Below are 25,825 nucleotides of genomic sequence, written 5' to 3'. Positions count from 1 at the left end.
CTAAAATTCACTAGAATTTAAAAGGAAATTTTATAAAATCACGCATTATGAACAAAGAAGATTTTATTATCAAAGCTTTTTTAAATGAAAAAAATGGCGATGATGGAGCTATTATTGATGATTGGTGTTTTAGTAAGGATTTGTTTTTTGAAAATGTGCATTTTAAAAGAGAGTGGTTTAGCTTAGAGCAAATTGCTACAAAAGCAATGCTTGTTAATATCTCAGATGCTATTTCAATGAATGCTGTACCAAAATACGCACTTTTAGGACTTGCTTTACCAAAAAATTTAAGCGAAAATGAGATCAAAGCCTTGCAAAAAGGTTTTTTAAAAACAGCTAGGAAATTTAATATAAAAATCATAGGCGGTGATACTATAAGCAATGATAAAATAGACATTAGTCTTACTATCATTTCAAAGATTAACGATAAAGCTGTTTTTAGAAAAGGTTTAAAAAAGGGGCATTTACTTGCTTATACGGGAAAATTAGGACGAAGTTTAAAAGGGCTTGAAATTTTACAAAATGGGGGCACTTTAAAACCAAACCATGTATTTATAAAGCCAAAATTAAGAGCTAGTTTTTTTTATGAAATCGCACCTTTAATTTCTTGTGCTATGGATATTTCAGATGGTTTAAGCAAGGATTTATCAAGACTTTTAGCCTTAAATAAATGCGGTATTTCTTGGTTTAAAAAACTTGATGATTATACGCTTTATAGCGGAGAAGAATATGAAATTTTGTTTGCTTTTGATGAAAAAGAGCGTCAAAATATAAAAACAATAGCCAAAAAACACGGCGTGAAATTAAATATCTTTGGAAAAGCAGTGAAAGGAAAATATGAATTTAGAGGAAGAGAACACCATTTTTAAGCCTTTGTATAGTTTAAAACACAGTCCTATTAATGCGTATTTTAGTAAAAATAGCGATGATTTTGTAGTGCGTGAAAGGCCTTTGTATGAATTTAGCGGTAAGGGTGAACATCTTATTTTGCATATCAATAAAAAAGATTTAACCACAAATGAAGCTTTAAAAATTTTAAGCGAAACAAGCGGGGTTAAAATAAGAGATTTTGGTTATGCAGGGCTTAAAGACAAGCAAGGATCAACCTTTCAATACCTTTCTATGCCTAAAAAATTTGAGAGTTTTTTGTCAAATTTTTCTCATCCTAAACTTAAAATTTTAGAAACTTTTATCCATGAAAACAAGCTAAGAATAGGGCATTTAAAAGGAAATACTTTTTTCATACGCTTAAAAAAAGTTTTACCAAGCGATGCTTTAAAACTAGAACAAGCTTTGATGAATTTGGATAAACAAGGTTTTACGAATTATTTTGGTTATCAGCGTTTTGGAAAATTTGGGGATAATTACAAAGAAGGGCTTGAAATTTTGCGTGGTAAAAAGATGAAAAATGTAAAAATGAAAGAGTTTTTAATTTCAGCTTTTCAAAGTGAGCTTTTTAATCGTTATTTGAGTAAAAGAGTGGAGTTATCACATTTTGCAAATGATTTTAGCGAAAAAGAATTGATCCAAATTTATAAAATCTCCAAAGAAGAAGCTAAAGAACTTAAAAAACAAGAACAATTTTTTAAGCTTTTAAAAGGCGAGGTTTTAGGGCATTATCCTTTTGGAAAGTGTTTTTTATGCGAGGATTTAAGTGCTGAGCTTGGGCGTTTTAAGGCAAGAGATATAAGCGCCATGGGGCTTTTAATCGGTGCTAAGGCTTATGAAACAGGAGAAGGTTTGGCCTTAAATTTAGAAAATGAAATTTTTAAAGATACTTTGGAGTTTAAGGCTAAAATGCAAGGTTCAAGACGCTTTATGTGGGGATATTTAGAAGAGTTAAAATGGCGTTATGATGAAGAAAAAGCTCATTTTTGTATAGAGTTTTTCTTGCAAAAAGGCTCTTATGCTACTGTGGTTTTAGAAGAAATTTTGCATAAAAATTTGTTTGAGTGAAATAATTATGAGTTAAATTTTTACGTGATTTTTACTTTAGAATTTATTGCAAAAATGATATTTAAATTTTAAATTTAGGTATAGTTATATTAATTTAATTTTAAAACTAGGAGCAAAAATAATGAAAAAGATTTTAACAAGTGCTTTGGCTTTAGGAGCTATGACTTTGATTATAGGTTGTGGCGATGGCGATTTAGTCGAGTAAAAAAACAATGGCAACGATCAAGCTATGTTTGATTTAGGTAATCAAGAGATTATGAAAAAATATCCAAATCATAAACTTTATGATTATACTTCAGTCAGAACAATTAGTGATATTAACAATCCAGAAGGCAAAATTAAAGAAATGAAGCGTGATTTAGAAATAGATAAAACTCCATACTCAAACTATGTTTTCTTATTAAATCCAAACGATAAAAAGACTATAAAGTTGTGAGTGTTTATTGCGATAAAGATTTTAAGAAAAGAGTTTATTGTTCTGTGAATGATGCTCTTAGGTTTTATGCAAGATAATAAAACAAGCGGGAAAATCCCGCTATCTTTCTAATTTTTTTATACCGACATTTTGCAGAAATTACTTATTTTTAAGCCTGTTACTCCGCTTTTAAGGCAATTAAAACGCCTTCTATCATTTTTTTGATATCCCCATCAAGGATATTATCCACTTGAGAAAAAGCTTCTCCGCTGCGATTGTCTTTGACTTGCTGATAAGGGAAAAGCACATAAGAACGGATTTGATGCCCCCAACCTATCTCGCTTTTTTCTCCAGTATTAGCACTATCTTGTTGTTTCATGAGTTCAAGTTCATAAAGGCGAGATTTTAGCATTTTAAAAGCGGTGGCTTTGTTTTTGTGCTGACTTCTGTCATTTTGGCATTGTACGACTATGCCGGTTGGAAAATGCGTGATTCTCACAGCCGATTCTGTTTTATTGACGTGTTGTCCGCCTGCACCGCTTGCTCTGTAATAATCTATTCTTATGTCTTTTTCTTCGATTTCAATTTCTATATCATCATCAAGTTCAGGGCTTACCATAACACTTGAAAAGCTTGTATGACGGCGTCCTGCACTATCAAAAGGAGAAGTTCTTACCAAACGATGGATACCATTTTCAGCTTTTAAATAACCATAAGCATTTTCTCCTTTAACTAAAAAGCTCACATCTTTAAGTCCTGCTTCTTCGCCTTCTTGAAAGTCTAAAGTTTCGACTTTAAAACCTTCTCTTTCACAAAATCTTAAATACATTCTATAAAGTATGCTTGCCCAGTCATTACTTTCCGTTCCACCTGCACCTGGGTGAATGGAAACAATGGCATTTTTACCATCATTTTCCCCGCTTAAAAGCATGGAAATTTCAAGACTTGTGATGGTATCTTCAAGTTTTGGTGCGTCATTAAATAAAGCTTCAAGTGTTTCTGTATCGTTTTCGCTATTGGCCAGATCGAAAAGTTCGCTTGCGTCATTTAGAGCATTAAAAGCATTTTCATAGTTTTTAAGTAGATTGGTGATTTTAGTTTTTTCTTTACCTATGATTCCTGCTTGTTTAACATCACTCCAAAAAGAAGGAAAATTTTCAAGCTCTTCGATTTCTTTAAGCCTTGTTTGGATATTTTCAGGCTTGATGATGGAGGCTATGTTGCCGACTTTGTTTTTTAAAGTTTTTAAAAGTTCACTAAATTCGTAATTATCCATAAAATTTCTTTGCTATAATTATATTTTTAAAGTCAAAAATTATATCAAAAGAAAACTTTAATATAGGAAAAAAATGTCAAAACTTTATCTTATGTCTTTAGGTTGTAATAAAAATTTAGTCGATAGTGAGATCATGCTAGGGCGCCTTAGTGCTTATGAACTTTGCGATGAACCAAGCAAAGCTGATGTTTTAATCGTAAATACTTGTGGTTTTATCGATAGTGCAAAAAAAGAAAGTATTAATGCGATTTTGGATTTGCACGAACAAAGAAAAAAAGATTCTCTTTTGGTGGTTACGGGTTGTTTAATGCAGCGTTACCGCGAAGAACTTATGAAAGAACTTCCTGAGGTTGATCTTTTCACAGGTGTGGGTGATTATGAAAGAATCGATGAAATGATACTTAAAAAAACAAATTTATTTTCAAATTCGACTTATTTGCAAAGTGAAAATTCTAAACGTATTATCACAGGTTCAAATTCCCATGCTTTTATAAAAATCGCCGAAGGTTGTAATCAAAAATGCTCTTTTTGTGCTATCCCAAGTTTTAAAGGCAAGTTAAAATCTCGCGAGATAAGTAGCATTATAGCTGAGCTTAAAGATTTGGTAGCTAGAGGTTATAAGGACTTTTCTTTTATTGCACAAGATACGAGTTCTTATTTGTTTGATAAGGGTGAAAAAGATGGGCTTATACGCTTAATCGATGAGGTGGAAAAAATCAAAGGCATAAGAGCGGCTAGAATTTTATATCTTTATCCTACGAGCGCGAGTGAAGCTTTGATCAAACGCATTATAGCTTCTGAAATTTTTGTAAATTATTTTGATATGCCTTTGCAGCACATAAGTGATAATATGCTTAAAATCATGAAGCGTGGGGCAAATAGCACAAGACTTAAAGAAATGCTAAATTTAATGAAAAGTGTGCCAAATAGCTTTTTACGCACGGGCTTTATCGTAGGGCATCCAGGTGAAAGTGAGGCAGATTTTGAAGAGCTTTGTGAGTTTGTTAAAGACTTTGGTTTTGATAGGGTGAGTGTTTTTGCGTATTCTAAGGAAGAAGATACAGCCGCTTTTGATATGGAGCAAGTGCCTTTTAAAGTGATCAATAAAAGACTTAAAATCATAGAAAAAATTGTTGATGAAGTGATAGAAAAAAGTTTTGAAAAAGAAGTAGGGCAAAAGCGTTTAGTAGTTTGCACAGGAGAAAGTAGTGAGGGAGAGTTTTTTATCGCAGCTAAAGATTTAAGATGGGATAGAGAGATTGATGGGGAAATTCTTATTAATGAAAGCGAATGTGGAAATTTGGAAATGGGGCAAATTTATGAATGTGAAATTTTACAAAACCTTGATAAAAAACTCCTTGCTAAGGCTTTAAGAAAAGTAGATGCAAATTAAAGATGAAATTTTAGCCCTTTTAAAAAGGGGTAAAAATTTACTCGCTTTTTCTTATGGAAGTGATTCTAGTGTGCTTTTTTATCTTTTAATGCAAGAAAAGATCGACTTTGATCTTGTGATGATAAATTACAAAACTAGAAAAAATAGTGATTTAGAAGAGTTAAAAGCCAAAGAACTTGCTTTAAAATTTCATAAAAAAATTTTCATAAAACACGCTCCTAAATTTCAAAGTAACTTTGAAAAAAAAGCCAGAGATTTTCGCTATGATTTTTTTGAAAAAATTTGTCTTGAGCAAGGTTATGACCATCTTATCTTAGCCCATCATTTAAACGATCAATTTGAATGGTTTTTGATGCAACTTTCACGAGGCGCAGGTTTGGCTGAAATTTTAGGTATGCAAGAGTGTGAAAAACGCTCAAATTATACACTTTTACGCCCTTTACTCTTTATAAGTAAAGATGAAATTTCATCTTTTTTAAAAGAAAAAGATATTTTTTATTTCCATGATGAAAGTAATGAAAATGAAAAATATTTTAGAAATTATATAAGAAAAAATTTCTCTAATGCCTTTGTGAGTGAATTTCATCAGGGTTTAAAAAGAAGTTTTTCTTATCTTGATGAAGACAGGAAAAAACTTTATGATTTTGAAAATATCAAAGAAATTCAAGGACTTCTTATTTGCCCTAAAAATGAAAGCTTGATTGCTAGAGCGGTGAAAATGAAAGGTTTGCTTTTAAGCACGGCACAAAGAAAAGAGCTTTTAAAGGGTGATTGTGTTTTAGGTGGTAAAATAGCACTTGCATATAAAAACGAACAAGCTATTGTTTTTGAGTATGAAACTTGTCAAAAATTACCTAAAAATTTCAAAGAAGAGTGTAGAATAGCTAAAATTCCAAGACTTTTAAGAGCTTATTTATACAATCACAAAATCGATATTTCAAGCCTTAGCTTTTAGTTTTAAAATTCTTTGATAGCTTAAATGTGTGAGAAAAATCACAAAAAATACTTGCAAAAAAAGTCCTAAAAGTGGTACTGATGAGAGTAGATAAAAACAAAGAGTGCTAAATTTAAACTCTAAAGGCGAAAAATCAGAATGAAAATTTTTAAAACTTTCTTTGTCTAAAATCGTGCTTGTAACATCAATCATTAAAAGTTTGTGAAAGAGATAATAAAAAGCAAGATAATATACAAAAATATTTATAAAAGGTAAAAATAAAGCCAAGGTGCAAAGCAATAAAATCCCTATAAATTTTATAAATATTTTAAAAATTTCAAAGATAGTTTTTAAGGTTGAAACTTCGTTTGTATTATCATAATGGTAATATTTTTGGTTGATTTCTTTAGCGATAAAAGGAGTAAGAAAAGAAGTGATAAAAAGGGCTAAAAAAACCGAAGCAAAAACAACAATAAAACCTGAAAATAAAAAACTTATGATGGTGATTAAAATTTGTACAAAATGAAGGGCATAAAACCACGCCCAAAACGAATCTTCTCCAACGCTAAATAAAGAATTAAAATAATCCAGCAAAGCCGAAAAGCCAAGTACTCCTAAAAAAAGCATCAGTATAAGGCTAAAAATCAAAGGAATTAAGGCAAATTTTAAAAATTTAAGACTTAAAAAATCTTTGATTGCAAGTTTTAAAATATCCAAATTATGCCTTTTTATAGCATTCTTCTAGTTTTTTATAAATAGTATCAAAATCAAGCTCTTGTTCTAAAATTTGAGCTAAAACTTCATTGTCTTCTTTGCCATTCCAAGTTTTTTTATAGCTGCCATCTTTGTAACCATTGTTTTGTCTAAAAATATTTAAAACATTTTTACCTATGTAGGTTTTATAAAGAATTTCAAGATTAAGCCCACATTTAATAGCTAAAGTAAAATATATTGAAAGTAATTCTTCAAGATTAAATCCAAAACCACTGCATTTATGGATAATAAGCTCTATATCATTTAAAATGCCATAAATATCACTCTCATTAGGATGCTCTTCTTCTTTACAAAAATCTTGAAACACACTTACAGCATTAACTTCTGTGGCTATAGCTTTCAAATCTTTTCCATTTTTATCGCGATACTCTTCAAGCAAAAGACTTAAAATAAAATGCCAAATATCGACAATCTCTATACGCACATTTTCCCAATTTGTCGGATTTGAAATGTTTTTCCAATGTTTCCATGCAAAAGAGTCTATAAGTTCTGCACATTCCATATAAATACAGCGTCTCCAACTGATCAGTTTTCCTTCTTTGGTGTAGCCATTTTCCCAATTTAAGCCGTTTGTTTCGTCGTTAAGTTTTTGTTGGAGTTTGAGCATATTTTCTAAAATTTCGATATTTGTCATTTAAAACTCCTTGATAATTTTTAATATTATATGATTTAAGCGTAAAGATTTAAACTATCATCTGTCTTATCTTGATTTTCCTTGGCTTTTTCTTGTTGTTTTTCAAGTTGTTTTTTCATTTGTTCTAAAACTTCATCAAGAAGTTTTTTGCTATCTTCAAGCATAGAAGTATTGATATCTTTATCATTTGTTTGATTTTGTTTTAGCAAATCACTGAGTTTATTTGTAAAATTATTCATAATAGCATTTTGATGGTTTTTATCATTTGGAGTTGGTAGAACATTTGCCATTTGCATAGCTGATTCGATAATTTCTTTTGGCTTTAACTCTCCAACTTTAGAATTTGCTAAAAAATCTTTGATCATAGGTTCAACTTCTTTCATAGCATTTTTAATCTCATCAAGATCATTTTGTGTGAGTTTAGAGCCTTCAAAAGTAAAGCTAAAACCATACTGACGCTTAAGATTAAGAGTTTTACCTTCTTCATTATTTGTATAACTTATGCTTTGATTGTCATACATAGATAAGGCTAAGTGTTTGCCACTTTTTGTTGTATAATCCATCGAAAAACTTTGGTTTTTACTAGCATCAATTTGCATTTCTTCCCCTTATATTTATAGTTTAAATCAAAAATCGGTTATTTTTAAAAATATTTTAGTATAATTTTTATAATATGGATGAAAGAATTTTAGAATTTATAAAAAATGAGCAGCTTTTATCTTGGGCTATGATTGATGAAAAAGGTGTTTATACGGCTAGTGCTTTTTATGCTTTTGATGAAAAGAATTTAGCTTTTATTATCGCTTCTCATGAAGATACTAAGCATATAAGATTAGCCAGTGAAAATTCAAGTATAGCACTTAATATAGCTAAAGAAAATAAAATAGCTTTTTTAAAAGGTGTGCAAGCTAAGGCCGAGTTTAAAATCGCAAACAAGGAACAAATGAAAATTTATTTTTCTAAATTTCCCTTTGCTAAGCTTGATAAAAGTGCAAAAATTTATGCTTTAGAGCTTTTTTGGCTTAAATTTACTAACAATGCTTTAGGACTTAGTAAAAAGCTTGAATTTTGTAAAAAATAAATTTTTATGATTTTATTTAAAAAAATGAGTTATGATTATAGTTTATGTAAATTGTTAGGTATAGAAAATAAATGTTAAATGTAATTCACGCTTTATTTTTTAGAGAGTTAAAAACTAGATTTGGAAAAAATAGGTATCTTGGATATATATGGGTAGTTGGAGAGCCTATGAGTGTTGTGCTTTTGGTGACTATTATAGGAACTGTTATTAGGGAATATCATCATCAAGTTATGCCTGAAGGAATTTCTATTTTTATGTTTTTGATTTCAGGCATTATGCCTTTTTTTATGTTTAGAAGTATAGTAACTCAGCTTATGAATGGAATAGGGGCAAATTTATCTTTGTTTGCCTATAAACCTGTAAAACCTATACATGTATTTATTGCTAGAACTTTGCTTGAATTTTGTATTTATTTTGTGATTTTTATCACTGTGCTTTTTTTTGCAGGGTGGTTCTTTAGACTCGATGTATTTCCTGTTCATTTACTTGGAGTTTTATTTTGTATTTTTTTACTCATATGCTCAGCTTTTGCTTTAGGGATTTGTTTTGCTATTGTTTGGCACTTTGTAGAACCTTTAAGAACTTTATTAGCTTATTTTAGTATAGTATTTTATTGGAGTTCTGGGATTATATTTCCCACTTGGTTAACTCCTCGTCCTTTACTTGATATATTTTATTACAATCCTTTGCTTCACATAATGGAGCTTTTAAGATTTAATTTTTTTGAAAATTATCCTTTGCAAGATGAATATAGTTATTTTTATGCTATATTTTGGATTTTACTTGTTTTATTTATAGGGCTTTTTATTTACTACTATAATAGACAAGCTCTAACGGCGGCAAAAAAAGAATGATAAAGCTAATTAATCTAACTAAATCTTATCCTTTATTTAGTGGTGGAAGGCATTATGTTTTTAAAAATTTTACTTTTGAATTTCCTGAAAATTGTAGCATAGGTTTAATGGGATATAATGGCGCAGGCAAGTCCACTCTCATGAGACTTTTAAGCGGAGCAGAGCTTCCTGATAGTGGCAAGATAATTACTAATAAAAAATTATCTTGGCCTTTGGGTTTAAATGGAGCTTTTCAAGGTTCTTTAACAGCTAGAGATAATGCTAAATTTGTAGCTAGAGTATATGGTTATAAAGGAAAAGAACTCCAAGAAAAAGTAAAATTTGTGGAAGATTTTGCAGAACTTGGGAAATTTTTTGATGAGCCTATGAAGACTTATTCTTCGGGAATGAGTGCTAGGATAGCTTTTGGACTTAGTATGGCCTTTGATTTTGATTATTATTTGATTGATGAAGCAGGAGCTGTTGGAGATCCTGCTTTTAGGGAAAAAAGTGTGAAATTATATAGAGAAAGATTAAGCAAATCAAAAGTGATTATGGTATCTCATAATGTAGCTGAAATTAAAGAATGGTGTGATAAAATAATTTATATGAAAAATGGACAAATTACGGTTTATGATGATGTAGATGAAGGAATAGCTGTATATCAAGGAAAAGTTTAATGGAAGAAAATAAAACTTTATTAGAAAAAATCAAAGATTTAAGTATATTTGATTCTTTTAAAATTGTTTGGTTTATAATGATTTTTGTTGTGATTTATTATACATTGATTGCAGCACCAAGATATGTAAGCACGATGATTTTAGATGTTAGATCAACAAGTGGAGAAAGTGCTCAAACAAGTGGAATCTTGTCTTTGCTTAGTAGTACTTCTACAGCAAGCGAAGATTTAAATTATCTAAAAGGTTATATAGAATCAAGTGATATGTTAAAGATTTTGGATGAAAAAATCAAACTTAAAAATCTTTATCAAGAGCAACATATAGATTTACCTTTTAAAATTTGGGATTCAAGCTCGATAGAATCTTATCTTAAATACTACCAAGCAAGAGTTAAGGTTCATACGGATGAAACCACTAAACTTTTAAAAGTTGAAGTAGAGGGTTTTACACCTAAATCAGCTCATTTGATTGCTCAAGCTATTATGCAAGAAAGCGAAAAATTTATCAACGAAATCTCTCATAAAGCAGCTAGAGAGCAAATGGCTTTTGCTGAAAATGAAGTGCAAAAATACAAAGAACGTTATCAAAAAGCACAAAATGATTTGATTGCTTTTCAAAATAAATATGGAGTTTTTGATCCTTTAAAACAAGCTGAAACTAAAGCAAGTTTAGTTGCGCAAATTGAGGCTAATTTAGCTCAAAAAGAAGCTAAACTTTTAACTTTACAAAGCTATATGAATGATGCAGCACCTGAAGTAGTAGCACTTAAAGCAGAAATTGAAGCGATTAAAAAACAGCTTTTAAGGGAAAAATCTAAAATTTCAGCTAACAATTCTTCTCAAAAGCTTAACGATTTGGCTGCTAAATTTCAGGATTTAACTATAGAAGCTACTTTTGCGCAAAAAGCTTATGAAGCAGCTTTAAAAGCTTATGAAAGTGCTAGAATAGAAGCATTAAGAAAAATAAAACAACTTGTCATCATCCAAAGTCCAGATATTCCAGAAAGCGCAAAATATCCTGAAAGAATTTATGATATTTTAACAGCATTTATTGTATTATCTTTGATTTTTGGGATTGTTAAATTTATTAAAATGATAATAGAGGAGCATAAGTATTAAAATGAAAAAAATATTAATTTTACTTTTTAGTTGTATTTTATGTTTTGGAGCTGTGGATGTTTCACAAATCATTTCAGCAGAGGATCAAGGTTCTGCTACAACTAGCATAGATCAAAATTTAAGCTCAAATTATGATATAGCAAATAAAGAAAATAATCTTACAAAAATTCATCAAATTTTAGTATTTGGCGCTCATCTTTTTAATGGAAATTTTAAAAATTACAATCAAAGAGTTTATAACCCAGATTATAAGATTGCAGTTGGTGATCAAATCAGTCTTAAAATTTGGGGAGCTGTTGAGTTTTCGCAAGTTTTAGTGGTGGATTCTCAAGGAAATATTTTTATCCCTAAAGTAGGAGCTGTAAATTTACTAGGTGTGAAAAATAGCGCCCTTGTAAGTGTTATAAAAGCACGTGTTAATAAAATCTATAAAAGCAATGTTTTTGTTTATGCAGATATGAATGCTTATCAAAATGTCAGTGTTTTTGTAACAGGAAACGTTAATGCTCCAGGACTTTATCAAGGACTTAGTTCGGATTCAGTGATCCAGTATCTTGATAAAGCAGGGGGTATAAATTTAGAATATGGAAGTTTTAGAGATATTCAAATTTTGCGTAATAACAGCGTGATAAAAAATATTGATTTATATGATTTTTTACTAAAGGGGCAAATGGATCTTTTTCCTTTTAGAAGTGGAGATGTTATTTTAGTAGGAAATGTTCAAAATTACGCTTTTGTTAACGGTGATGTGCAAAGACCTTTTCGTTTTGAACTTTCAAATGATATTAAAACTTTAGCTGACTTAGCTAGAGTATCAGGTGCTAAACCTATCGTAACTAATGCTATCGTAAAAAGTTATGGTGAAGATCATAAACTTGATGTCAGTGCTTATAATAAAATGCAATTTTCAAAAGTTTTACTTAGAACGGGAGATGAGGTAGAATTTCACCCTGAGTATGTTTCTGAAAATATAACTATAAGTGTAAATGGCGAGCATAATGGTTTAAAAACTTTAGTTGTGGGTAAAGGAACGACTTTAGAAGATATTTCTAAATTAATTAAAGCTAATCCACAATCAAACATGCAAGCTTTACAAGTGTTTAGAAAAAGTGTAGCTAGAACTCAAAAAGAACTTATCAATGCTCAGCTTAAAGAGCTTGAAACTCTAGCTTTAACTAGTGGTTCTGTTACAGCTCAAGGTGCAGCTATAAGAGCTCAACAAGCAAAAACGATTTTAGAATTTATCCAAAGAGCTAAGCAAGTAGAGCCTAAGGGTCAAATTGTCATTGATAATCCAAAGTCTTATAATTCGGTTATTTTAGAAGATGGTGATACTATTAATGTACCAAGTAAGAATAATCTCATCATAGTTCAAGGTGAGGTTTCTTTACCTGGAGCTTTTGTGTATGATAAGGGCAAAGATTTAAGATATTATATCAATCTTGCAGGAGGTTATGGAGAAAGAGCGGATACTTCAAAAGTTTTGGTGATACGAAGCAATGGAAAAGCTGAAAAATATCATAGTGGTATAGATATGAAACGAGGCGATTCTGTGTTGGTATTGCCAAAAGTGGATAGTGAGAATTTACAAATTTTTTCAATGTTGACTCAAATTCTTTATCAAATTGCTATCGCAACCAATGTTGTGCTTAATCTTTAAGGTTTAAATAATGAATACTCTTGAAATAGCCAAAGAAGTTTTTGAAAAAGAAGCGCAAGCTATTTTGGATTTGGCTACAAATTTAGATGAAAATTTTAATCAAGCTGTAAATTTGATGTTAAATACCAAAGGGCGTTGCATAGTTAGTGGTATGGGTAAATCAGGTCATATAGGCGCTAAGATAGCAGCTACTTTAGCAAGCACAGGAACACCAAGCTTTTTTATCCATCCAGGAGAGGCTTTGCATGGAGATCTTGGAATGTTAACTTCCGAAGATGTTTTAATTGCTATTTCAAATTCAGGAGAAACTGAAGAAATTTTAAAAATCATTCCTGCTATAAAAAAGCGTGAAATTCCACTTATAGTAATGTGTGGTAAAAAAAATTCTACCCTTGTAAAGCAAGGCGATATATTTTTAAATATAGCCGTGGAAAAGGAAGCTTGTCCTTTGCAGCTTGCTCCTATGTCTTCGACAACAGCAACTTTAGTTATGGGGGATGCTTTAGCGGCTGCTTTGATGAAGGTAAGAAATTTCAAGCCTGATGATTTTGCCCTTTTTCATCCAGGGGGAAGTTTGGGACGTAAGCTTTTAACCAAGGTAAAAGATCTTATGGTTTCAAGTAACCTTCCTATAGTGCATCCTGATACCGAATTTAACGATCTTGTTGATGTGATGACTAGTGGCAAGCTAGGGCTTTGTGTGGTGCTTGAAAATGAAAAATTAGTGGGTATCATCACTGATGGGGATTTGCGTCGTGCTTTAAAAGCAAGCGATAAACGAAGATTTGATTTTAGGGCCAAAGAAATCATGAGTACAAATCCTAAAGTAGTCGATGCTGATGCTATGGCAAGTGAAGCAGAGGAGATCATGCTAAAACATAAAATCAAAGAAATTGTTGTATCTAAAGAAGATAAGGTTGTAGGCATTATTCAACTTTATGCGATAGGAAATGTGTGAAAGTTATGCCTTTGTTATCAGTTGTTATTCCTTTTGGATTAAGCAAGGAACGTTCTTATATAGAAGAAAGGGTTCTTCAAAAAGCTAAATCTTTTCAAAGCGATGAGAATATAGAATTTATTTTCGTTGAAGGATATTCATCTAAAGATCACGAACTTAAAAATTTTATCCAAGCAAACCATCATATTTATCTTAAAGATATTAATCAAAAAGTTTTTTCTCAAGGAAGATGTAGGAATTTAGGAGCAAGTTATGCGCATTCAAATGTTCTTTTGTTTTTGGATGTGGATTGTTATATTTCTTTGAATAATTTTGAAAAAATTTTAAAACTAATTCAAATTAAAAATATTTCTCAAAATATCAATGCTTTGATAGTTTTACCCGTAGTGTATCTTAACAAAGAAGCTAATGAAAAATTAAAACAATACGATGAGAAATTTTGGGATATTTTGATACAAGAGGATTTATTTACAGCAAAAAATACTTGGGTAAAATTTTTCGCCCCAAGTTCTACTTCAAGTATTGTGATAAATAAATATCAGTTTTTAAGATTGGGTGGAAATGATGAAAATTTTATCGGACATGGTTATGAGGATTTTGATTTTTTTGCTAGAGTTTTAAAAGCTTGTGTGAGTTTTGAAAAAATGCCTACTAATTTAAGTTATGATGCTAGAAATTGGAATTTTTTTAACTTTAAAGGTTTTAGATCTTGGTTTTCATTGCTTGGTTATGAGGCTTGCTTTTATGGAATTTATATGTATCATTTTTATCATATAGAGCCCAATCAAAATGCTTATATGCAAAATAAAGATAAGAACCATCAGCTTTTTTATAAGCATTTAAAAAATATCAAAAAACATGATTTAAAACCTTTGAAAGTTTTTAAAGCTAAAGATGAAAAAGTTTTAATGCTTTTTAAAGATCAAAATTATGATTTTAAGGATATTAGTGTTTATGTGGGAGAAATCATTTATAAAAATATAAGTGATTTTTTCATAGATAAAGAGTTAAAATATGAACTTTTGTTGGATTTTTTACAACAAGAAAACATCACTAAAACATTTTTAGATGCAAGTATAAAACTACAATTTGATGATATAGATTATTGTGATATTTTTTATTTTCAAAAAGGAATTTTACCTCATTCTTGGTTTTTTGCAAAAAATTTAGATTTAGATTATAAACAAGATTTAAATTTAAGCGAGCAAAAACTTTATCAAGTTAAAGAATATTTTTTAACTTTAAAGAAGGATGAAAAAAAAGTCATCTTGGATTTTTTAAGCCAAAATAATGATGATAAGTGCGATTTGTATGAAATGCTTTATTATTTGATTAACGAGCTTTATAGTTTTGAGCATGATGGGATTTTTTATCAAATCATCATTGATAAAGAAAAAATGCTGATGGCACAAAAACATGATAAAAGCTTTTATCCTTTAAGATCTTTTGTTTATAAACCTTATTTGCATGAGCTTAAGAGTATAAGACCTTTTTCATTTTTGATGAAAATTTTAGGTTTAGAGTATCTTGGTGCTATGATTTCACATACTAAATTTTATCGCTTGGCAAGAAAATTGTTTTTTAATCCTAAGGGATTTTTTGAGGATTTGAGAATTAAAAAGGCTAGAAATTGATATGTTGTTAAAAGCAAAGTATAAAAAAAATATATCTTTCTTCTTTAAAAGTTTGCTAATTTCCCTAGAAAATTTTCTAAAACAATTTAAACCTAAAAAATACAAAGCCTATAATAAATATGTCATAGTTTCAGCGGTTTATAATGTGGAAAAATATTTAGATGATTTTTTTAAGTCTATAATTAATCAAAAATTGGATTTTAAAAGTAATATTCATCTAATTTGCGTTAATGATGGTTCTACTGATAATTCAGCCAATATCATTAAAAAATATCAAAAAAAATACCCAAAAAATATTATCTATCTATACAAAGAAAATGGCGGTCAGGCAAGTGCGAGGAATTTAGGTTTAAAATATTTAAAAGAAAATGATTTAAATATTCTTTGGGTAACCTTTACTGATCCTGATGATTTTTTAGATAGGGATTATTTTTACGAGGTAGATAGTTTTTTAAAAAAACAAAATAATATAGCTATGGTGGCTACAAATATTATTTTTTATAGAGAAAAAAGAAAAATTTTATATAAAGATACTCATGCTTTAAATTTTAAATTCAAAAGACAAAAAAGTGTTTATGATAATATAAAATTAAATGAAAATATTCAACTTTCAGTTGCATCATGTTTTTTAAGATGTGATTATCTTAAAGATACTTTTTTTGATGAAAATTTGACCTTAAATTTTGAAGACGGAAAATTTATTAATATTTATTTATTTAAAAATTTAAATCTAAAATCTGTATTTTTAAAAAATGCAAGATATTTTTATAGAAAAAGATTTGATAAAAGTTTTTCTTTAAATAAAAAAAATGAAAATAAAATTTACTATTTGGAAATTTTAGAGAAAAGATATTTAGAGCTTTTAAATTGCGTAGCACAACAAGATAAAATTCCTACTTTCATACAAAATGTTATTTTGTATGAAATATTTTGGCAGACACAAGAACTGGTTAATCATCCTGAAAAATTGTCTTTTATGGATCAAGTTAAAATTCACAAATATCTTGATTTGCTTGATAAAATTTTTTATTTTATCAATATACAGAGTATAATGAAATTTAATTTCAATTCTTTTTTGTTTTTATACAAAATGGGATTTGTATATTGTTTTAAAAAAGAAAAAGTGCCTATAGACAAAGTTTTTATTGAGCAAATAGATGATAAAAATGATGAAATTTTGATTAAATTTTATACGGCAGATGTTAACGATGAAATTAAAATGCTTTTTGACGATAGATTAGCCAAAATCATTTGTTCAAAAATCAGACAATATGATTTTTTAAACCGAGTTTTTATCTATGAAAGAAGAATTTGGCTTAAATTTTTTATAAATGCTAAAAATATGATTTGTTTTATTAACGATAAAAAGGTTGATATAATCTATCAAGAAAAAAAGTGCACTTTTTATGATATTTTTTATGAGATTAAAAAGTTAAAAAAAAGAAGAGCTAAAAATAAATCATTATGGCTTTTTGCTGATATGTCTTATAGGGCTGATGACAATGCTGAACATTTATATCGCTATGTTATGAAAAATCATCCTGAGAAAAATATCGTCTTTGTCCTTAGAAAAAATTCTCATGATTATAAAAGACTAAAAAAAGAAGGTTTTAAACTGGTTGATCCAAAAAGTTTTAAATTTAAATATTTGGTTTTTAAAGCTGATAAACTCATTTCATCACATATTGATAGGTATTTTTTTGAAGCTTTGGGAGAAAATACTTTAAAGACTAAAGATTTTGTATTTTTACAGCATGGAATTACTCAGAATGATTTATCTTCTTGGTTGAATCAAAGACAAATTGATTTATTCATTACTGGAATGCAAGATGAATATGATTCTATAGCAGGAGATTTTAATCGTTATAAATTTACCCCCAAAGAGGTAAAATTAACAGGATTTCCTAGATGGGATGCTTTGCTTAAAAATAATCAAATAAACACTAAACAAATTATTATTATGCCTACTTGGAGAGAATATATAGTAGGTTCTTATAGTAAAAAATTAATGAAAAGAAGATTTAATCCAAAATTTTATGAGAGTGAGTATTTTTATAGATGGGGTTCTTTTTTACATAGTAAAAAATTACAAGAATTGCATGAAAAATATAATTACAAAATAGTTTTTAATCCTCATCCACAAATTAGACCTTATTTAGAAGATTTTAATTTACCAAATTATATTATAATCCCTTCTGTTGAAATGAGTATGCAAAAGCTTTTTTGTGAATCCTCTTTAATGATAACGGATTATTCAAGCGTAGCTTTTGAAATGATTATTTTAAAAAAACCTGTAATCTATTATCAGTTTGATCAAGATTATTTTTTTTATAAGCACTTTTTAAAAAGGGGGTATTATAATTACAAAAAAATGGAATTTAGTTATTTAGTTAATAATCAGAAAGATTTAATTTTTTACATAGAGTTTTTATTGGCTCACAAAATATAAAAATAATTTAAAAAGGTTAATTGACGATGAAAGTAATAATTTTAGCTGGGGGTTTGGGAACGAGATTATCAGAAGAGACAGATTTAAAACCAAAACCAATGGTTGAGATAGGAGGAAAACCGATATTATGGCATATTATGAAAATTTATAGCACTTATGGTTTTAATGAATTTATAATTTTGACTGGATATAAAGGTCATATTATTAAAAATTATTTCATTAACTATTATACTCAATATAGTGATCTTACTGTTGATATGCAGAAAAATACCGTAGAGTTGCATTCAATTAAACAAGAGTCTTGGAGAGTAACTTTACTTTATACTGGACAAAATTCTATGACAGGTAGTCGTATATTACAAGCTCAGCCTTATGTAAATAATGAAACTTTTATGCTTACTTATGGAGATGGTTTGGCTAACATTAATTTAAAAAAATTGCTTGATTATCATAGGAAACATGGTAAAGCAATAACTATGACTTCAATTTTACCTGAAGGAAGGTTTGGTTTATTAAATATAGATTGTAATAATCAGGTTTTTAATTTTATGGAAAAACCAAAAGGAGAGATATATAATAATAGTGGTTGGGTTAATGGTGGTTTTTTTGTTTGCGAGCCTAAAGTTTTCGATTTTATTGATAAAGGAGATAATATTATTTTTGAGCAAGATCCTCTTAAAAAATTGGTATCGCATGGAGAGCTTTACGCTTATAAACATAAGGGTTTTTGGAAATGTATGGATACTTTAAAAGATAAAAATGATTTAAATCGTATGTGGTATGATAATAATGCACTTTGGAAAATATGGAAGGATTAATATTTATGAGCAGTAATGAATTAAAAAGAAATGAAACTGAATTAACTGGAATTATAGGGGTTGAAAAAATTGATCATTTGGAAAGTATAAAAGATTCGATTAAATGGCGTGATTATAGAAAAAAATATAGACAGGCGGCTAATTTAGAAAAAATTTTAGAGCATCCTATTCAAATTGATTTTGAATTAAATGCTACTTGTAATTTGAAATGTCCAATGTGTCCATTATCGACAGAAATAAATAGTGAGAAAAAAAAATATTTATTTCCTTTTGAACTTTTTTGTAAAATTATTGATATTGGAGTCTCTAAGGGTCTTAGAGCTATTAAACTTAATTATTTAAATGAACCTTTATTGAGAAATGATTTGGAAGAATTTATTTGTTATGCAAAAAAAGCAGGCATTTTAGATATTTACTTTTCAACCAATGGAATGTTATTGGATGAGAAAAGGATTTATTCTTTAATTAAATCTGGTCTTGATAGAATACAAATTTCTATAGATGCTTTTAGCGAAGCCACTTATAATAAAGTTCGTCCAGGCGGTAACTATATAAAAATAAAAAATAATATTCTCAATTTAATTAAAATAAAGAAACTTACAGATAGCTTAACTCCACTTGTAAGGATTAATTTTGTTAGAACGGAATTAAATGAACATGAATTAAAACAATTTATTGGTTTTTGGAAAGATAGAGTTGATATGATAGGAATTCAAGAGATGGTTAAACCTCCGAAAACTACTCAAGTTTTTGGTTCTAAAACTACTACGCAAAAATCATCTTTTTCTTGTTCTTTTCCTTATAAACAACTTGTTATTAATGCGCAAGGAGATGTTCTGCCTTGTTGTACATTTTATGGAGAAGAGTTAGTTTTGGGTAATATTTTTGAAATTTACAAAAAAACTGGTAATTGTGATTTAACTCAATTTTGGAATGCTGAAAAAATTAATAGTTTGAGAGCTCTTCATAAAACCGGACGTTTTTATGAAAATCCTATTTGTTCTAAGTGTATTAGTGGAGCATTATTGGTATAATGGATTATTTTGTTGTTGGTGCTGGTATTACTGGAAGTGTTATTGCTAGACATTTAGTTGATAAAGATAAGAATAATAAGGTTTTTATTATTGAAAAAAGATCACATATTGGTGGCAATATGTTTGATTATGTGGATCAACATGGAATTAGAGTTCATAAATATGGTCCACATACTTTTCATACAAATTCTTTTAAGGTGTTTTGTTATGTTAATTTATTTTCAGAATGGATTCATTATAAATCTTGGTGTATGGCCGTAATTAATAATAAATTTACTCCATGTCCTTTTAATTATCAAACCATTGATGATTTTTATAGTTTTAAAGATTCTGAAAGTTTAAAAAAGAATATAGAGTTAATGTTTCCTAAAAAGAAAAAAGAAACTATTATAGATCTTTTAAAATCAGAAAATTATAAAATCAGGGAATATGCTTTATTTTTATTTAATCAAGATTATAAACTGTATACCTCTAAGCAGTGGGGTATTGATGCTGAAAAAATAGATATTAGTGTTCTAAAGAGAGTTCCTGTAAAATTTTCCTATGATAAATATTATTTTGATGATAGATTTCAGATTTTACCTAAAAATGGTTATGAATACTTTTTTAAAAATCTTTTAGAACATAAGAATATAAAAATCATTACAAATGAAAATTTTTTAAATAATATTAAAATTAATTTTGATTCTAATGATATGTTATTAGATGGAAGAAAAATGAAGTATAAATTAATTTATACAGGACCATTGGATGAATTATTAGATTATCGTTTTGGATCATTACCTTACCGGTCTTTAGAATTTAAATGGAATTATGAAAATATACACTTAAAACAACCCGCGCCAATAGTAGTTTATCCTCAGGCTAAAGATTTTACTAGAATTGTCGAATATAAGCAAATGCCGAACCAAAATGTTCAAGGTACAAGTTATTCTATAGAGTATCCTACTCAATATGTACCAAAATCAAACGAGCCTTATTATCCTATTTTAACAAGTGAAAGTTTAAAATTATATCATAATTATAAAAATCTTGCTAAAAAAATAAATAATTTATATTTTTTAGGAAGATTGGCAGATTTTAAATATTATAATATGGATCAAGCAATAAAAAGAGCTTTGTTATTTTGCTCCAAGTATTTTTAATTTTAAGGATGTTAATGTATCATATTTTTTTAAATTCTTCAAATGCATATATTAAATATGCAAGTGTTTTAATTTATAGTATTATTTTAAATACAAAAAAAAATAAAAATTTTGAACCCTATTGTTTTCATATTATTACTTCAAATTTAGAAATATGTAATTTTGAAAAATTGAAAAAAATGGAAAATATTTTAAATTTACAATATCCAACAAAGATTTGTATTCATGAGGTTGATGAAAAACAGTTTCAAAAATTACCTCCATGGTTTGGAAGCAGAGCAACATATTTTATTTTATTATTTGAAAACTTTCTTCCAATTGAAACTTCGAAATGTCTTATTATGGATATAGATATGTTGGTCTTGCAGGATTTGAGAGAGTTGTTTTCTTGCGAGTTAAAAGAATGCTTGTTAGGGGCTGTTTATGATTATTCTTATTATAAGGAGCCTAGTATATTGTTACCTAGGAAGAGTGTTGAAGAATGTAATAAAAAAGATTTTTATTTTAAATATCCAGAGAAATATTTTAACGGAGGTTTATTATTAATTAATGTAAAAAAGTGGAAATTATATGATGTTACAAATAAAATGTATAACTTTTTCTCAAAATACAATGCTAGGGTTGCAATGCAGGATGCTATGAACGCTGTGGTAGATGGAAATATTTTAAAATTACCAATATCTTGGAATTTTTTTCCAAATAATTTATTTATAGAAAAAACTTTTAATAATGATCCTATTCCATTTAATTTTAATTATACAGATAAAGAATATTATTCATCAGAAAAAGATATAAAAATTATTCATTTTGCTTATGATTCTATAAAACCTTGGGGTGGATCAGATTCTAAAAGAATGGATTCTTTTGGCAAAATTATAAATTATCCATATTATAAAGAGTGGTGGGATGTTGCTTTGAGAACGCCAGTGTTTTCAGATGAATTAAAAGAGTTAAGGCAAAATTTATTTTATCAAAGTCTATTAGATTATTCTGAAAATATGTCATGCATAATAGAAAGAATGTTAAGTAGTATTGATAAAACAAAGATTAAAATTGATTATGTTGAGCAAGTTAAAAATCATTTGTCTTTTCAATTAGGACAACATATTCTAAGAAAAAAAAATTTTTTAGCAAAAATAATATTGCCATTCACTCTTTTTTTAATTTATATAAAATATAAATTAAAAAAAAATAAGCAAAGAAACAGTTATATACCACAAGATTCTTTGGACTATATTGATGTGTTGAAAATTAAAAATAGTAAAGAATATCAGCTAGGTGGGATTATAATCGGCAAAATGTCTTTATATTTAAAAATTAAAAAAATTATTAGGATGTTAAAAGAATATGAAAAAAGATAAGTTAATAGGCATAATTATTCCAGTATATAATGTTGAACAATATATTAGACAGTGTCTAGATAGTATACTTGAGCAGGATTATCAAAATTATATAGTTCTTTTGGTTGATGATGGTAGTACAGACTTAAGTGTTAATGCAATTGAAGAGTATTTGAAAAAAGACAAAAGGTTTGTTTTAATAAAAAAAAGCAATGGTGGGTTGAGTTCTGCTTTAAATGCTGGAATAAATTATTTTTATCAACTTGAAAAAGATAATTTAAAAATTGATTATTTAATATTTTTAGATGGGGATGACTATTGGGATAAAAATTGTTTGAGTCAGTGTGTGTGTAATATGGAGGGAGTTCAAGCTGTTTGGTTTGATTATCGATATATTTTTGATGGAATTAAGCCATATGATAATGATTGTACAAGAATGGATTACTTAGGTTATAAAAAAGAACAAATTATAACCCCTATGGATTTTTTTAAAAGAGTATTTATTACAAAAGAATGGCATGCTTTTGCAAAAATGGGTATGATAAATTTCGACTTTTTAAAAAGTATCAAGCTAGAATTTAAAGAAGGGTTGTTTTTAGAAGATCATTTGTTTGGAGTAATTTTCTTTGCTAGTTCTCATAAAATTAAAGTCTTGCCATTAAAACTTTATAATTATAGAATTAGAGCAAATTCTCTTTGCAATTATAATAAAAATAAAAATAGTACTTTTATGCCTGCTTATTTTCATAAAAAATATAATAGTATTCTTTATGATCAAAAAAAATATGATGAGTTGGGATCTAAGTTAACAATAGGTTTAGAATTAGAGAAGTTTATTTATGATTATCCAAATAAAAAAATAAATTTTTTGATAAAAAATTTTTTAATTGAATATTATTTTCAAGAATCATCCGAATTACTACTTTTTCCAGTAGATCCATTAGATTATAGTTCAAATTTATTAAATAGACCAAGTGTGAGTGCAAAAAGAATTATTAAAGAAAGTTTAGAATATAGAATAGGATATGTGTGTAAAAATATTAGAAATTTTACTAAATGTTTTAATTTGTTAAAAAATGCAAATCAAAAATCAAATTATGATTTAACAGTGTGTACAGACTATCAAGAATCACTAAAATTAAAAAATCATTTGAACTTTATTCTTGGAAAAAATATAATTATGATATATAATAAAATAGAGAGATTGTTTATTTTATTATACCCGTTAATTTTTATTTATTCATATTGTGAATTTATTTTTAAAAAAAAATATAAACCAATAGCAAATAATTTAAATAAGATTGATAATATATCTTTTGCTAAATTTAATGATTTATTAAAAATGGTTGAAATTACAATTTCAAAATATATACATCAATATAATGATGCGGTGTGTTTGGATTTAAATGTAAAAGAAGGTTTCTTGTTAGAAGAATTAAAACATTATAATATAAAAATATATGGTTATGAATATAACGAATATTTTTATTTTACTTTAATAGCCAAATATGCTAATTATAATAATATTTTTTTATCCAAAGAATTGGTAATAAATCATGAAATATCATTAGAAAGTTTAGACTATACAACAAATGATGATGGTTATGGTATCTATATTGATGATGATTCTCTTGAAGAGAGAAAATGTATATTTTTGGAGAATATTTTTAATAAATATCAGCATATCTTTATATTGAGTATATATTTGGATTTTTATAATTATAAGATATTGTCTCAAATTTTTAAAAATGAAAAAAAAATACTTTATATTATCTGTTTTGTAGATAAGTTTTTTAAAGAAAGTGAAGAGTTTAAAAAAATTTATAATCAATTTAAACATAAAAATATTTTTTTTATTGATTATAGTGAAATGAAAAATAAAGGAAAAAAATGAAAATAGGAATTATAGGTGCTGGTATATCTGGAATGTCTATTGCAAGGCTTTTAAAAGATGATTTTGAAGTTGAGGTTTTAGAGAAATTGCCTGTTGTAGGTGGTATTGCAAGAACTAAAGATGTAAATGGTATGGCTTATCATATCAATGGAGGCCATTGTTTTGATTCAAAATATCAAGACGTCAAAGATTTGGTATTCAATAAAATATTATCTAAAGATAGTTGGAATTATATTACAAGAAAAGCTCAAGTTTTATTCAAAAATAATTGGATAAATTATCCTATAGAATTTTCAATCAAAGAAATAGATAAAATCGATTCAAGTTTAGCATTTAATATTACAAAAGAAATGTTTAATGCTTCGTATGAGAAAGGAAGTAATCTTGAAGAATGGTTTATAAATCATTTTGGTCAGACTTTAGCAAAAGAGTATTTTATACCTTATAATTCTAAAATTTGGGGAATTGAGCCAAAAAATATGGATAATGTATGGATAGAAGATGAAAAGCAAATGAAATTACCTGTACCAACTAAAGAAAATTTTTATTATTCAATTTTAAACAAAAAAGAAAATTTTGATAATATGACTCATAGACATTTTTACTATCCAAAAACAAATAATCAAAATACTTTTATAGAGGCTATAGGAGAGGGTGTTAATATTCTTACAAATTATGAAGTAAGGGAGATTAAAAAGGAAAATAACCAATGGCTTGTTAATGGTGAAAAAAAATATGATATATTGATAAACACAAGTCCTTTAGATTTTATTCCTAAAATTTTGAAAGATATCCCTGTTGAGGTTTTAAATTATTTTAAAAAACTCAGATATAATAAAGTTACAAATATTTTTTGGGAGACAGACGGAAGTTTAGATATTACTTGGGGTTATATTCCAGATCCAAGCATAGGTTTTCATAGGATTTCTAATACAGGTTCCATAGTTCAACCAAAGGGAAAATTTTGCACCACAGAAGCTATAGGTGAGATTTCTTATAATAAGCTAGTGCAAGAAGGACAAAAAATACCATTTTTAAAAAAACCACTTGACTATAATGTTACAGAGCATGCATACGTATTTTTTGATTTAAATTATTCTAAATCAAAACAAAAAGCGATCGATTATCTTAATTCTATCGATTTAATTTCTCATGGTCGTTTTGGTGAATGGGAGTATTATAATATGGATGTGTGTATTAAAAGGTCTATTGATTTAGCTAAAGTTATAAAAGAAAAATATAAAGGAAAATAATGGCAATAGAATTTGACATACAAGAATCAAAAATTTTAAAAGGAGTGTATATTATAACTCCTAATAAATTTAGAGATTTAAGAGGTGAAATTTGGACAGCTTTTACAAGTGAAGCTATAGATAATCTTTTGCCAAATGGATTAAAATTTATACACGATAAATTTATACATTCTAAACATAATGTTATCCGCGGTATCCATGGTGATGTAAAAACTTATAAGCTTGCAACTTGTGTTTATGGGGAAATTCATCAAGTTGTGGTTGATTGCAGAAAAGATTCGCCAACCTATTTAAAGTATGAAAAATTCATCATAAATCAAGATAATCAGCAAATCATCTTAGTGCCAGCAGGTTTTGGAAATGCACATTATGTTAGTAGTGAAAGTGCAGTTTATTACTATAAATGTGCTTATAAAGGAGATTATGTGGATGCGCCTGATCAATTTACTTATGCATGGAATGATGAAAGAATCGGTATAGATTGGCCAACAAATTCTCCTATTCTTTCAGAACGTGATATTTTAGCAACTAAAAATAAAGGATAAA

The 25,825-nt window shown here is 27.9% G+C and carries 23 protein-coding genes and 1 pseudogene; 20 read left to right on the top strand and 4 right to left on the bottom strand.

The features are described 5' to 3' along the window. Nucleotides 1-47 precede the first annotated feature (47 nt). The 3 genes and pseudogenes from FBF11_RS07030 to FBF11_RS07020 all read left to right on the top strand — a co-directional run bounded on the left by FBF11_RS07030 (nt 48) and on the right by FBF11_RS07020 (nt 2,392). Nucleotides 48-869, top strand: a complete 822-nt coding sequence (locus FBF11_RS07030) for a thiamine-phosphate kinase (protein WP_002867254.1) — start codon at nt 48-50, stop codon at nt 867-869. Then, nucleotides 838-1,956: a tRNA pseudouridine(13) synthase TruD gene (gene truD / locus FBF11_RS07025; protein WP_002779255.1), complete on the top strand. Its 1,119-nt coding sequence runs from the start codon at nt 838-840 to the stop codon at nt 1,954-1,956. Before FBF11_RS07030 ends, truD begins: the two co-directional genes overlap by 32 nt. A 121-nt stretch (nt 1,957-2,077) precedes the next feature. Further along, nucleotides 2,078-2,392: pseudogene (locus FBF11_RS07020) on the top strand (hypothetical protein). Between the two features lie 157 nt (nt 2,393-2,549). Here the strand turns inward: FBF11_RS07020 and prfB are convergent. After that, nucleotides 2,550-3,647 (bottom strand): peptide chain release factor 2, encoded by a 1,098-nt coding sequence (gene prfB, locus FBF11_RS07015; protein ID WP_057042187.1) that lies wholly within the window; start codon nt 3,645-3,647, stop codon nt 2,550-2,552. 73 nt (nt 3,648-3,720) lie between these two features. Here prfB and rimO point away from each other — a divergent pair, with 73 nt between their 5' ends. Further along, entirely contained in the window at nt 3,721-5,040 is a 1,320-nt protein-coding gene (rimO, locus tag FBF11_RS07010) for a 30S ribosomal protein S12 methylthiotransferase RimO (RefSeq protein WP_002894112.1), read from the top strand. Continuing rightward, nucleotides 5,030-5,995, top strand: a complete 966-nt coding sequence (tilS, locus tag FBF11_RS07005; RefSeq protein ID WP_002858852.1) for a tRNA lysidine(34) synthetase TilS — start codon at nt 5,030-5,032, stop codon at nt 5,993-5,995. Before rimO ends, tilS begins: the two co-directional genes overlap by 11 nt. Here tilS and FBF11_RS07000 read toward each other — a convergent pair. The 3 genes from FBF11_RS07000 to ciaI are packed head-to-tail and all read right to left on the bottom strand — an operon-like array spanning nt 5,978 to nt 7,981. Further along, nucleotides 5,978-6,691, bottom strand: coding sequence for an EI24 domain-containing protein (locus FBF11_RS07000; protein ID WP_002819467.1), 714 nt, complete (start codon nt 6,689-6,691; stop codon nt 5,978-5,980). The two genes, tilS and FBF11_RS07000, sit on opposite strands and share 18 nt — an antisense overlap. 1 nt (nt 6,692) lies before the next feature. Continuing rightward, nucleotides 6,693-7,382: a dUTPase gene (dut, locus tag FBF11_RS06995; protein ID WP_002874987.1), complete on the bottom strand. Its 690-nt coding sequence runs from the start codon at nt 7,380-7,382 to the stop codon at nt 6,693-6,695. A 35-nt stretch (nt 7,383-7,417) separates the two neighbouring features. Next, the gene (gene ciaI, locus FBF11_RS06990) at nt 7,418-7,981 is read right to left on the bottom strand and encodes an intracellular survival protein CiaI (protein ID WP_002874989.1); all 564 of its coding nucleotides are present in this window, start codon (nt 7,979-7,981) and stop codon (nt 7,418-7,420) included. A 74-nt stretch (nt 7,982-8,055) separates the two neighbouring features. On the opposite strand from ciaI, the gene FBF11_RS06985 reads away from it, so the two are divergent. The 15 genes from FBF11_RS06985 to FBF11_RS06915 all read left to right on the top strand — a co-directional run bounded on the left by FBF11_RS06985 (nt 8,056) and on the right by FBF11_RS06915 (nt 25,824). Next, nucleotides 8,056-8,463 carry a hypothetical protein gene (locus FBF11_RS06985; RefSeq protein WP_002818956.1) on the top strand — a complete coding sequence of 136 codons (408 nt, stop codon included), beginning with the start codon at nt 8,056-8,058 and terminating at the stop codon, nt 8,461-8,463. A 71-nt stretch (nt 8,464-8,534) separates the two neighbouring features. Further along, on the top strand, nt 8,535-9,317 hold the full coding sequence (gene kpsM / locus FBF11_RS06980; RefSeq protein WP_002871866.1) for a capsule polysaccharide transporter KpsM: 783 nt from the start codon (nt 8,535-8,537) through the stop codon (nt 9,315-9,317). Beyond that, complete coding sequence (locus FBF11_RS06975) at nt 9,314-9,976, top strand: ABC transporter ATP-binding protein (RefSeq protein ID WP_002851179.1); 663 nt, start codon at nt 9,314-9,316, stop codon at nt 9,974-9,976. Before kpsM ends, FBF11_RS06975 begins: the two co-directional genes overlap by 4 nt. Then, the gene (locus FBF11_RS06970) at nt 9,976-11,094 is read left to right on the top strand and encodes a capsule polysaccharide transporter (protein WP_002851300.1); all 1,119 of its coding nucleotides are present in this window, start codon (nt 9,976-9,978) and stop codon (nt 11,092-11,094) included. The genes FBF11_RS06975 and FBF11_RS06970 overlap by 1 nt, the downstream gene beginning before the upstream one ends. A gap of 1 nt (nt 11,095) precedes the next feature. Further along, nucleotides 11,096-12,754, top strand: coding sequence for a polysaccharide biosynthesis/export family protein (locus FBF11_RS06965; protein WP_002851485.1), 1,659 nt, complete (start codon nt 11,096-11,098; stop codon nt 12,752-12,754). Nucleotides 12,755-12,764: 10 nt separating this feature from the next. Beyond that, nucleotides 12,765-13,712 carry a KpsF/GutQ family sugar-phosphate isomerase gene (locus FBF11_RS06960; protein ID WP_052784006.1) on the top strand — a complete coding sequence of 316 codons (948 nt, stop codon included), beginning with the start codon at nt 12,765-12,767 and terminating at the stop codon, nt 13,710-13,712. A 5-nt stretch (nt 13,713-13,717) separates the two neighbouring features. Continuing rightward, on the top strand, nt 13,718-15,346 hold the full coding sequence (locus tag FBF11_RS06955; RefSeq protein ID WP_032596478.1) for a galactosyltransferase-related protein: 1,629 nt from the start codon (nt 13,718-13,720) through the stop codon (nt 15,344-15,346). Between the two features lies 1 nt (nt 15,347). Next, complete coding sequence (locus FBF11_RS06950; RefSeq protein WP_057096948.1) at nt 15,348-17,795, top strand: CDP-glycerol glycerophosphotransferase family protein; 2,448 nt, start codon at nt 15,348-15,350, stop codon at nt 17,793-17,795. 26 nt (nt 17,796-17,821) lie between these two features. Continuing rightward, entirely contained in the window at nt 17,822-18,613 is a 792-nt protein-coding gene (rfbF, locus tag FBF11_RS06945) for a glucose-1-phosphate cytidylyltransferase (protein ID WP_002874157.1), read from the top strand. A 5-nt stretch (nt 18,614-18,618) separates the two neighbouring features. After that, nucleotides 18,619-19,647 (top strand): radical SAM/SPASM domain-containing protein, encoded by a 1,029-nt coding sequence (locus tag FBF11_RS06940; protein WP_002874158.1) that lies wholly within the window; start codon nt 18,619-18,621, stop codon nt 19,645-19,647. After that, entirely contained in the window at nt 19,647-20,792 is a 1,146-nt protein-coding gene (gene glf, locus FBF11_RS06935) for a UDP-galactopyranose mutase (RefSeq protein WP_002874159.1), read from the top strand. Before FBF11_RS06940 ends, glf begins: the two co-directional genes overlap by 1 nt. A 14-nt stretch (nt 20,793-20,806) precedes the next feature. Further along, nucleotides 20,807-22,153 carry a glycosyltransferase family 8 protein gene (locus tag FBF11_RS06930; protein WP_002874160.1) on the top strand — a complete coding sequence of 449 codons (1,347 nt, stop codon included), beginning with the start codon at nt 20,807-20,809 and terminating at the stop codon, nt 22,151-22,153. After that, nucleotides 22,140-24,026, top strand: a complete 1,887-nt coding sequence (locus FBF11_RS06925) for a glycosyltransferase family 2 protein (protein WP_002874161.1) — start codon at nt 22,140-22,142, stop codon at nt 24,024-24,026. The genes FBF11_RS06930 and FBF11_RS06925 overlap by 14 nt, the downstream gene beginning before the upstream one ends. After that, nucleotides 24,023-25,279: an NAD(P)-binding protein gene (locus FBF11_RS06920; RefSeq protein WP_002874162.1), complete on the top strand. Its 1,257-nt coding sequence runs from the start codon at nt 24,023-24,025 to the stop codon at nt 25,277-25,279. Before FBF11_RS06925 ends, FBF11_RS06920 begins: the two co-directional genes overlap by 4 nt. Further along, nucleotides 25,279-25,824, top strand: a complete 546-nt coding sequence (locus tag FBF11_RS06915) for a dTDP-4-dehydrorhamnose 3,5-epimerase family protein (protein WP_002874163.1) — start codon at nt 25,279-25,281, stop codon at nt 25,822-25,824. The genes FBF11_RS06920 and FBF11_RS06915 overlap by 1 nt, the downstream gene beginning before the upstream one ends. The last annotated feature ends 1 nt before the right edge of the window (nt 25,825 follow it).

Origin of the sequence: Campylobacter sp. CFSAN093224, from assembly GCF_012897395.1 — a bacterium.
In the GTDB taxonomy this organism is placed as follows: Bacteria; Campylobacterota; Campylobacteria; order Campylobacterales; family Campylobacteraceae; genus Campylobacter_D; species Campylobacter_D jejuni.
This window is presented reverse-complemented; position numbering and strand designations above follow the sequence as displayed.

Bases quoted from the DNA above. Each gene is read 5' to 3' on its own strand.
- rimO (WP_002894112.1), top strand. From the start codon at position 3,721: ATGTCAAAACTTTATCTTATGTCTTTAGGTTGTAATAAAAATTTAGTC.
- FBF11_RS06955 (WP_032596478.1), top strand. From the start codon at position 13,718: ATGCCTTTGTTATCAGTTGTTATTCCTTTTGGATTAAGCAAGGAACGT.
- kpsM (WP_002871866.1), top strand. From the start codon at position 8,535: ATGTTAAATGTAATTCACGCTTTATTTTTTAGAGAGTTAAAAACTAGA.
- prfB (WP_057042187.1), bottom strand. From the start codon at position 3,647: ATGGATAATTACGAATTTAGTGAACTTTTAAAAACTTTAAAAAACAAA.
- FBF11_RS06930 (WP_002874160.1), top strand. From the start codon at position 20,807: ATGTATCATATTTTTTTAAATTCTTCAAATGCATATATTAAATATGCA.
- FBF11_RS06915 (WP_002874163.1), top strand. From the start codon at position 25,279: ATGGCAATAGAATTTGACATACAAGAATCAAAAATTTTAAAAGGAGTG.
- FBF11_RS07030 (WP_002867254.1), top strand. From the start codon at position 48: ATGAACAAAGAAGATTTTATTATCAAAGCTTTTTTAAATGAAAAAAAT.
- ciaI (WP_002874989.1), bottom strand. From the start codon at position 7,981: ATGCAAATTGATGCTAGTAAAAACCAAAGTTTTTCGATGGATTATACA.
- dut (WP_002874987.1), bottom strand. From the start codon at position 7,382: ATGACAAATATCGAAATTTTAGAAAATATGCTCAAACTCCAACAAAAA.
- truD (WP_002779255.1), top strand. From the start codon at position 838: ATGAATTTAGAGGAAGAGAACACCATTTTTAAGCCTTTGTATAGTTTA.
- FBF11_RS06965 (WP_002851485.1), top strand. From the start codon at position 11,096: ATGAAAAAAATATTAATTTTACTTTTTAGTTGTATTTTATGTTTTGGA.
- FBF11_RS06975 (WP_002851179.1), top strand. From the start codon at position 9,314: ATGATAAAGCTAATTAATCTAACTAAATCTTATCCTTTATTTAGTGGT.
- FBF11_RS06960 (WP_052784006.1), top strand. From the start codon at position 12,765: ATGAATACTCTTGAAATAGCCAAAGAAGTTTTTGAAAAAGAAGCGCAA.
- FBF11_RS06985 (WP_002818956.1), top strand. From the start codon at position 8,056: ATGGATGAAAGAATTTTAGAATTTATAAAAAATGAGCAGCTTTTATCT.
- FBF11_RS06940 (WP_002874158.1), top strand. From the start codon at position 18,619: ATGAGCAGTAATGAATTAAAAAGAAATGAAACTGAATTAACTGGAATT.
- glf (WP_002874159.1), top strand. From the start codon at position 19,647: ATGGATTATTTTGTTGTTGGTGCTGGTATTACTGGAAGTGTTATTGCT.
- FBF11_RS06950 (WP_057096948.1), top strand. From the start codon at position 15,348: ATGTTGTTAAAAGCAAAGTATAAAAAAAATATATCTTTCTTCTTTAAA.
- FBF11_RS06925 (WP_002874161.1), top strand. From the start codon at position 22,140: ATGAAAAAAGATAAGTTAATAGGCATAATTATTCCAGTATATAATGTT.
- tilS (WP_002858852.1), top strand. From the start codon at position 5,030: ATGCAAATTAAAGATGAAATTTTAGCCCTTTTAAAAAGGGGTAAAAAT.
- rfbF (WP_002874157.1), top strand. From the start codon at position 17,822: ATGAAAGTAATAATTTTAGCTGGGGGTTTGGGAACGAGATTATCAGAA.
- FBF11_RS06970 (WP_002851300.1), top strand. From the start codon at position 9,976: ATGGAAGAAAATAAAACTTTATTAGAAAAAATCAAAGATTTAAGTATA.
- FBF11_RS06920 (WP_002874162.1), top strand. From the start codon at position 24,023: ATGAAAATAGGAATTATAGGTGCTGGTATATCTGGAATGTCTATTGCA.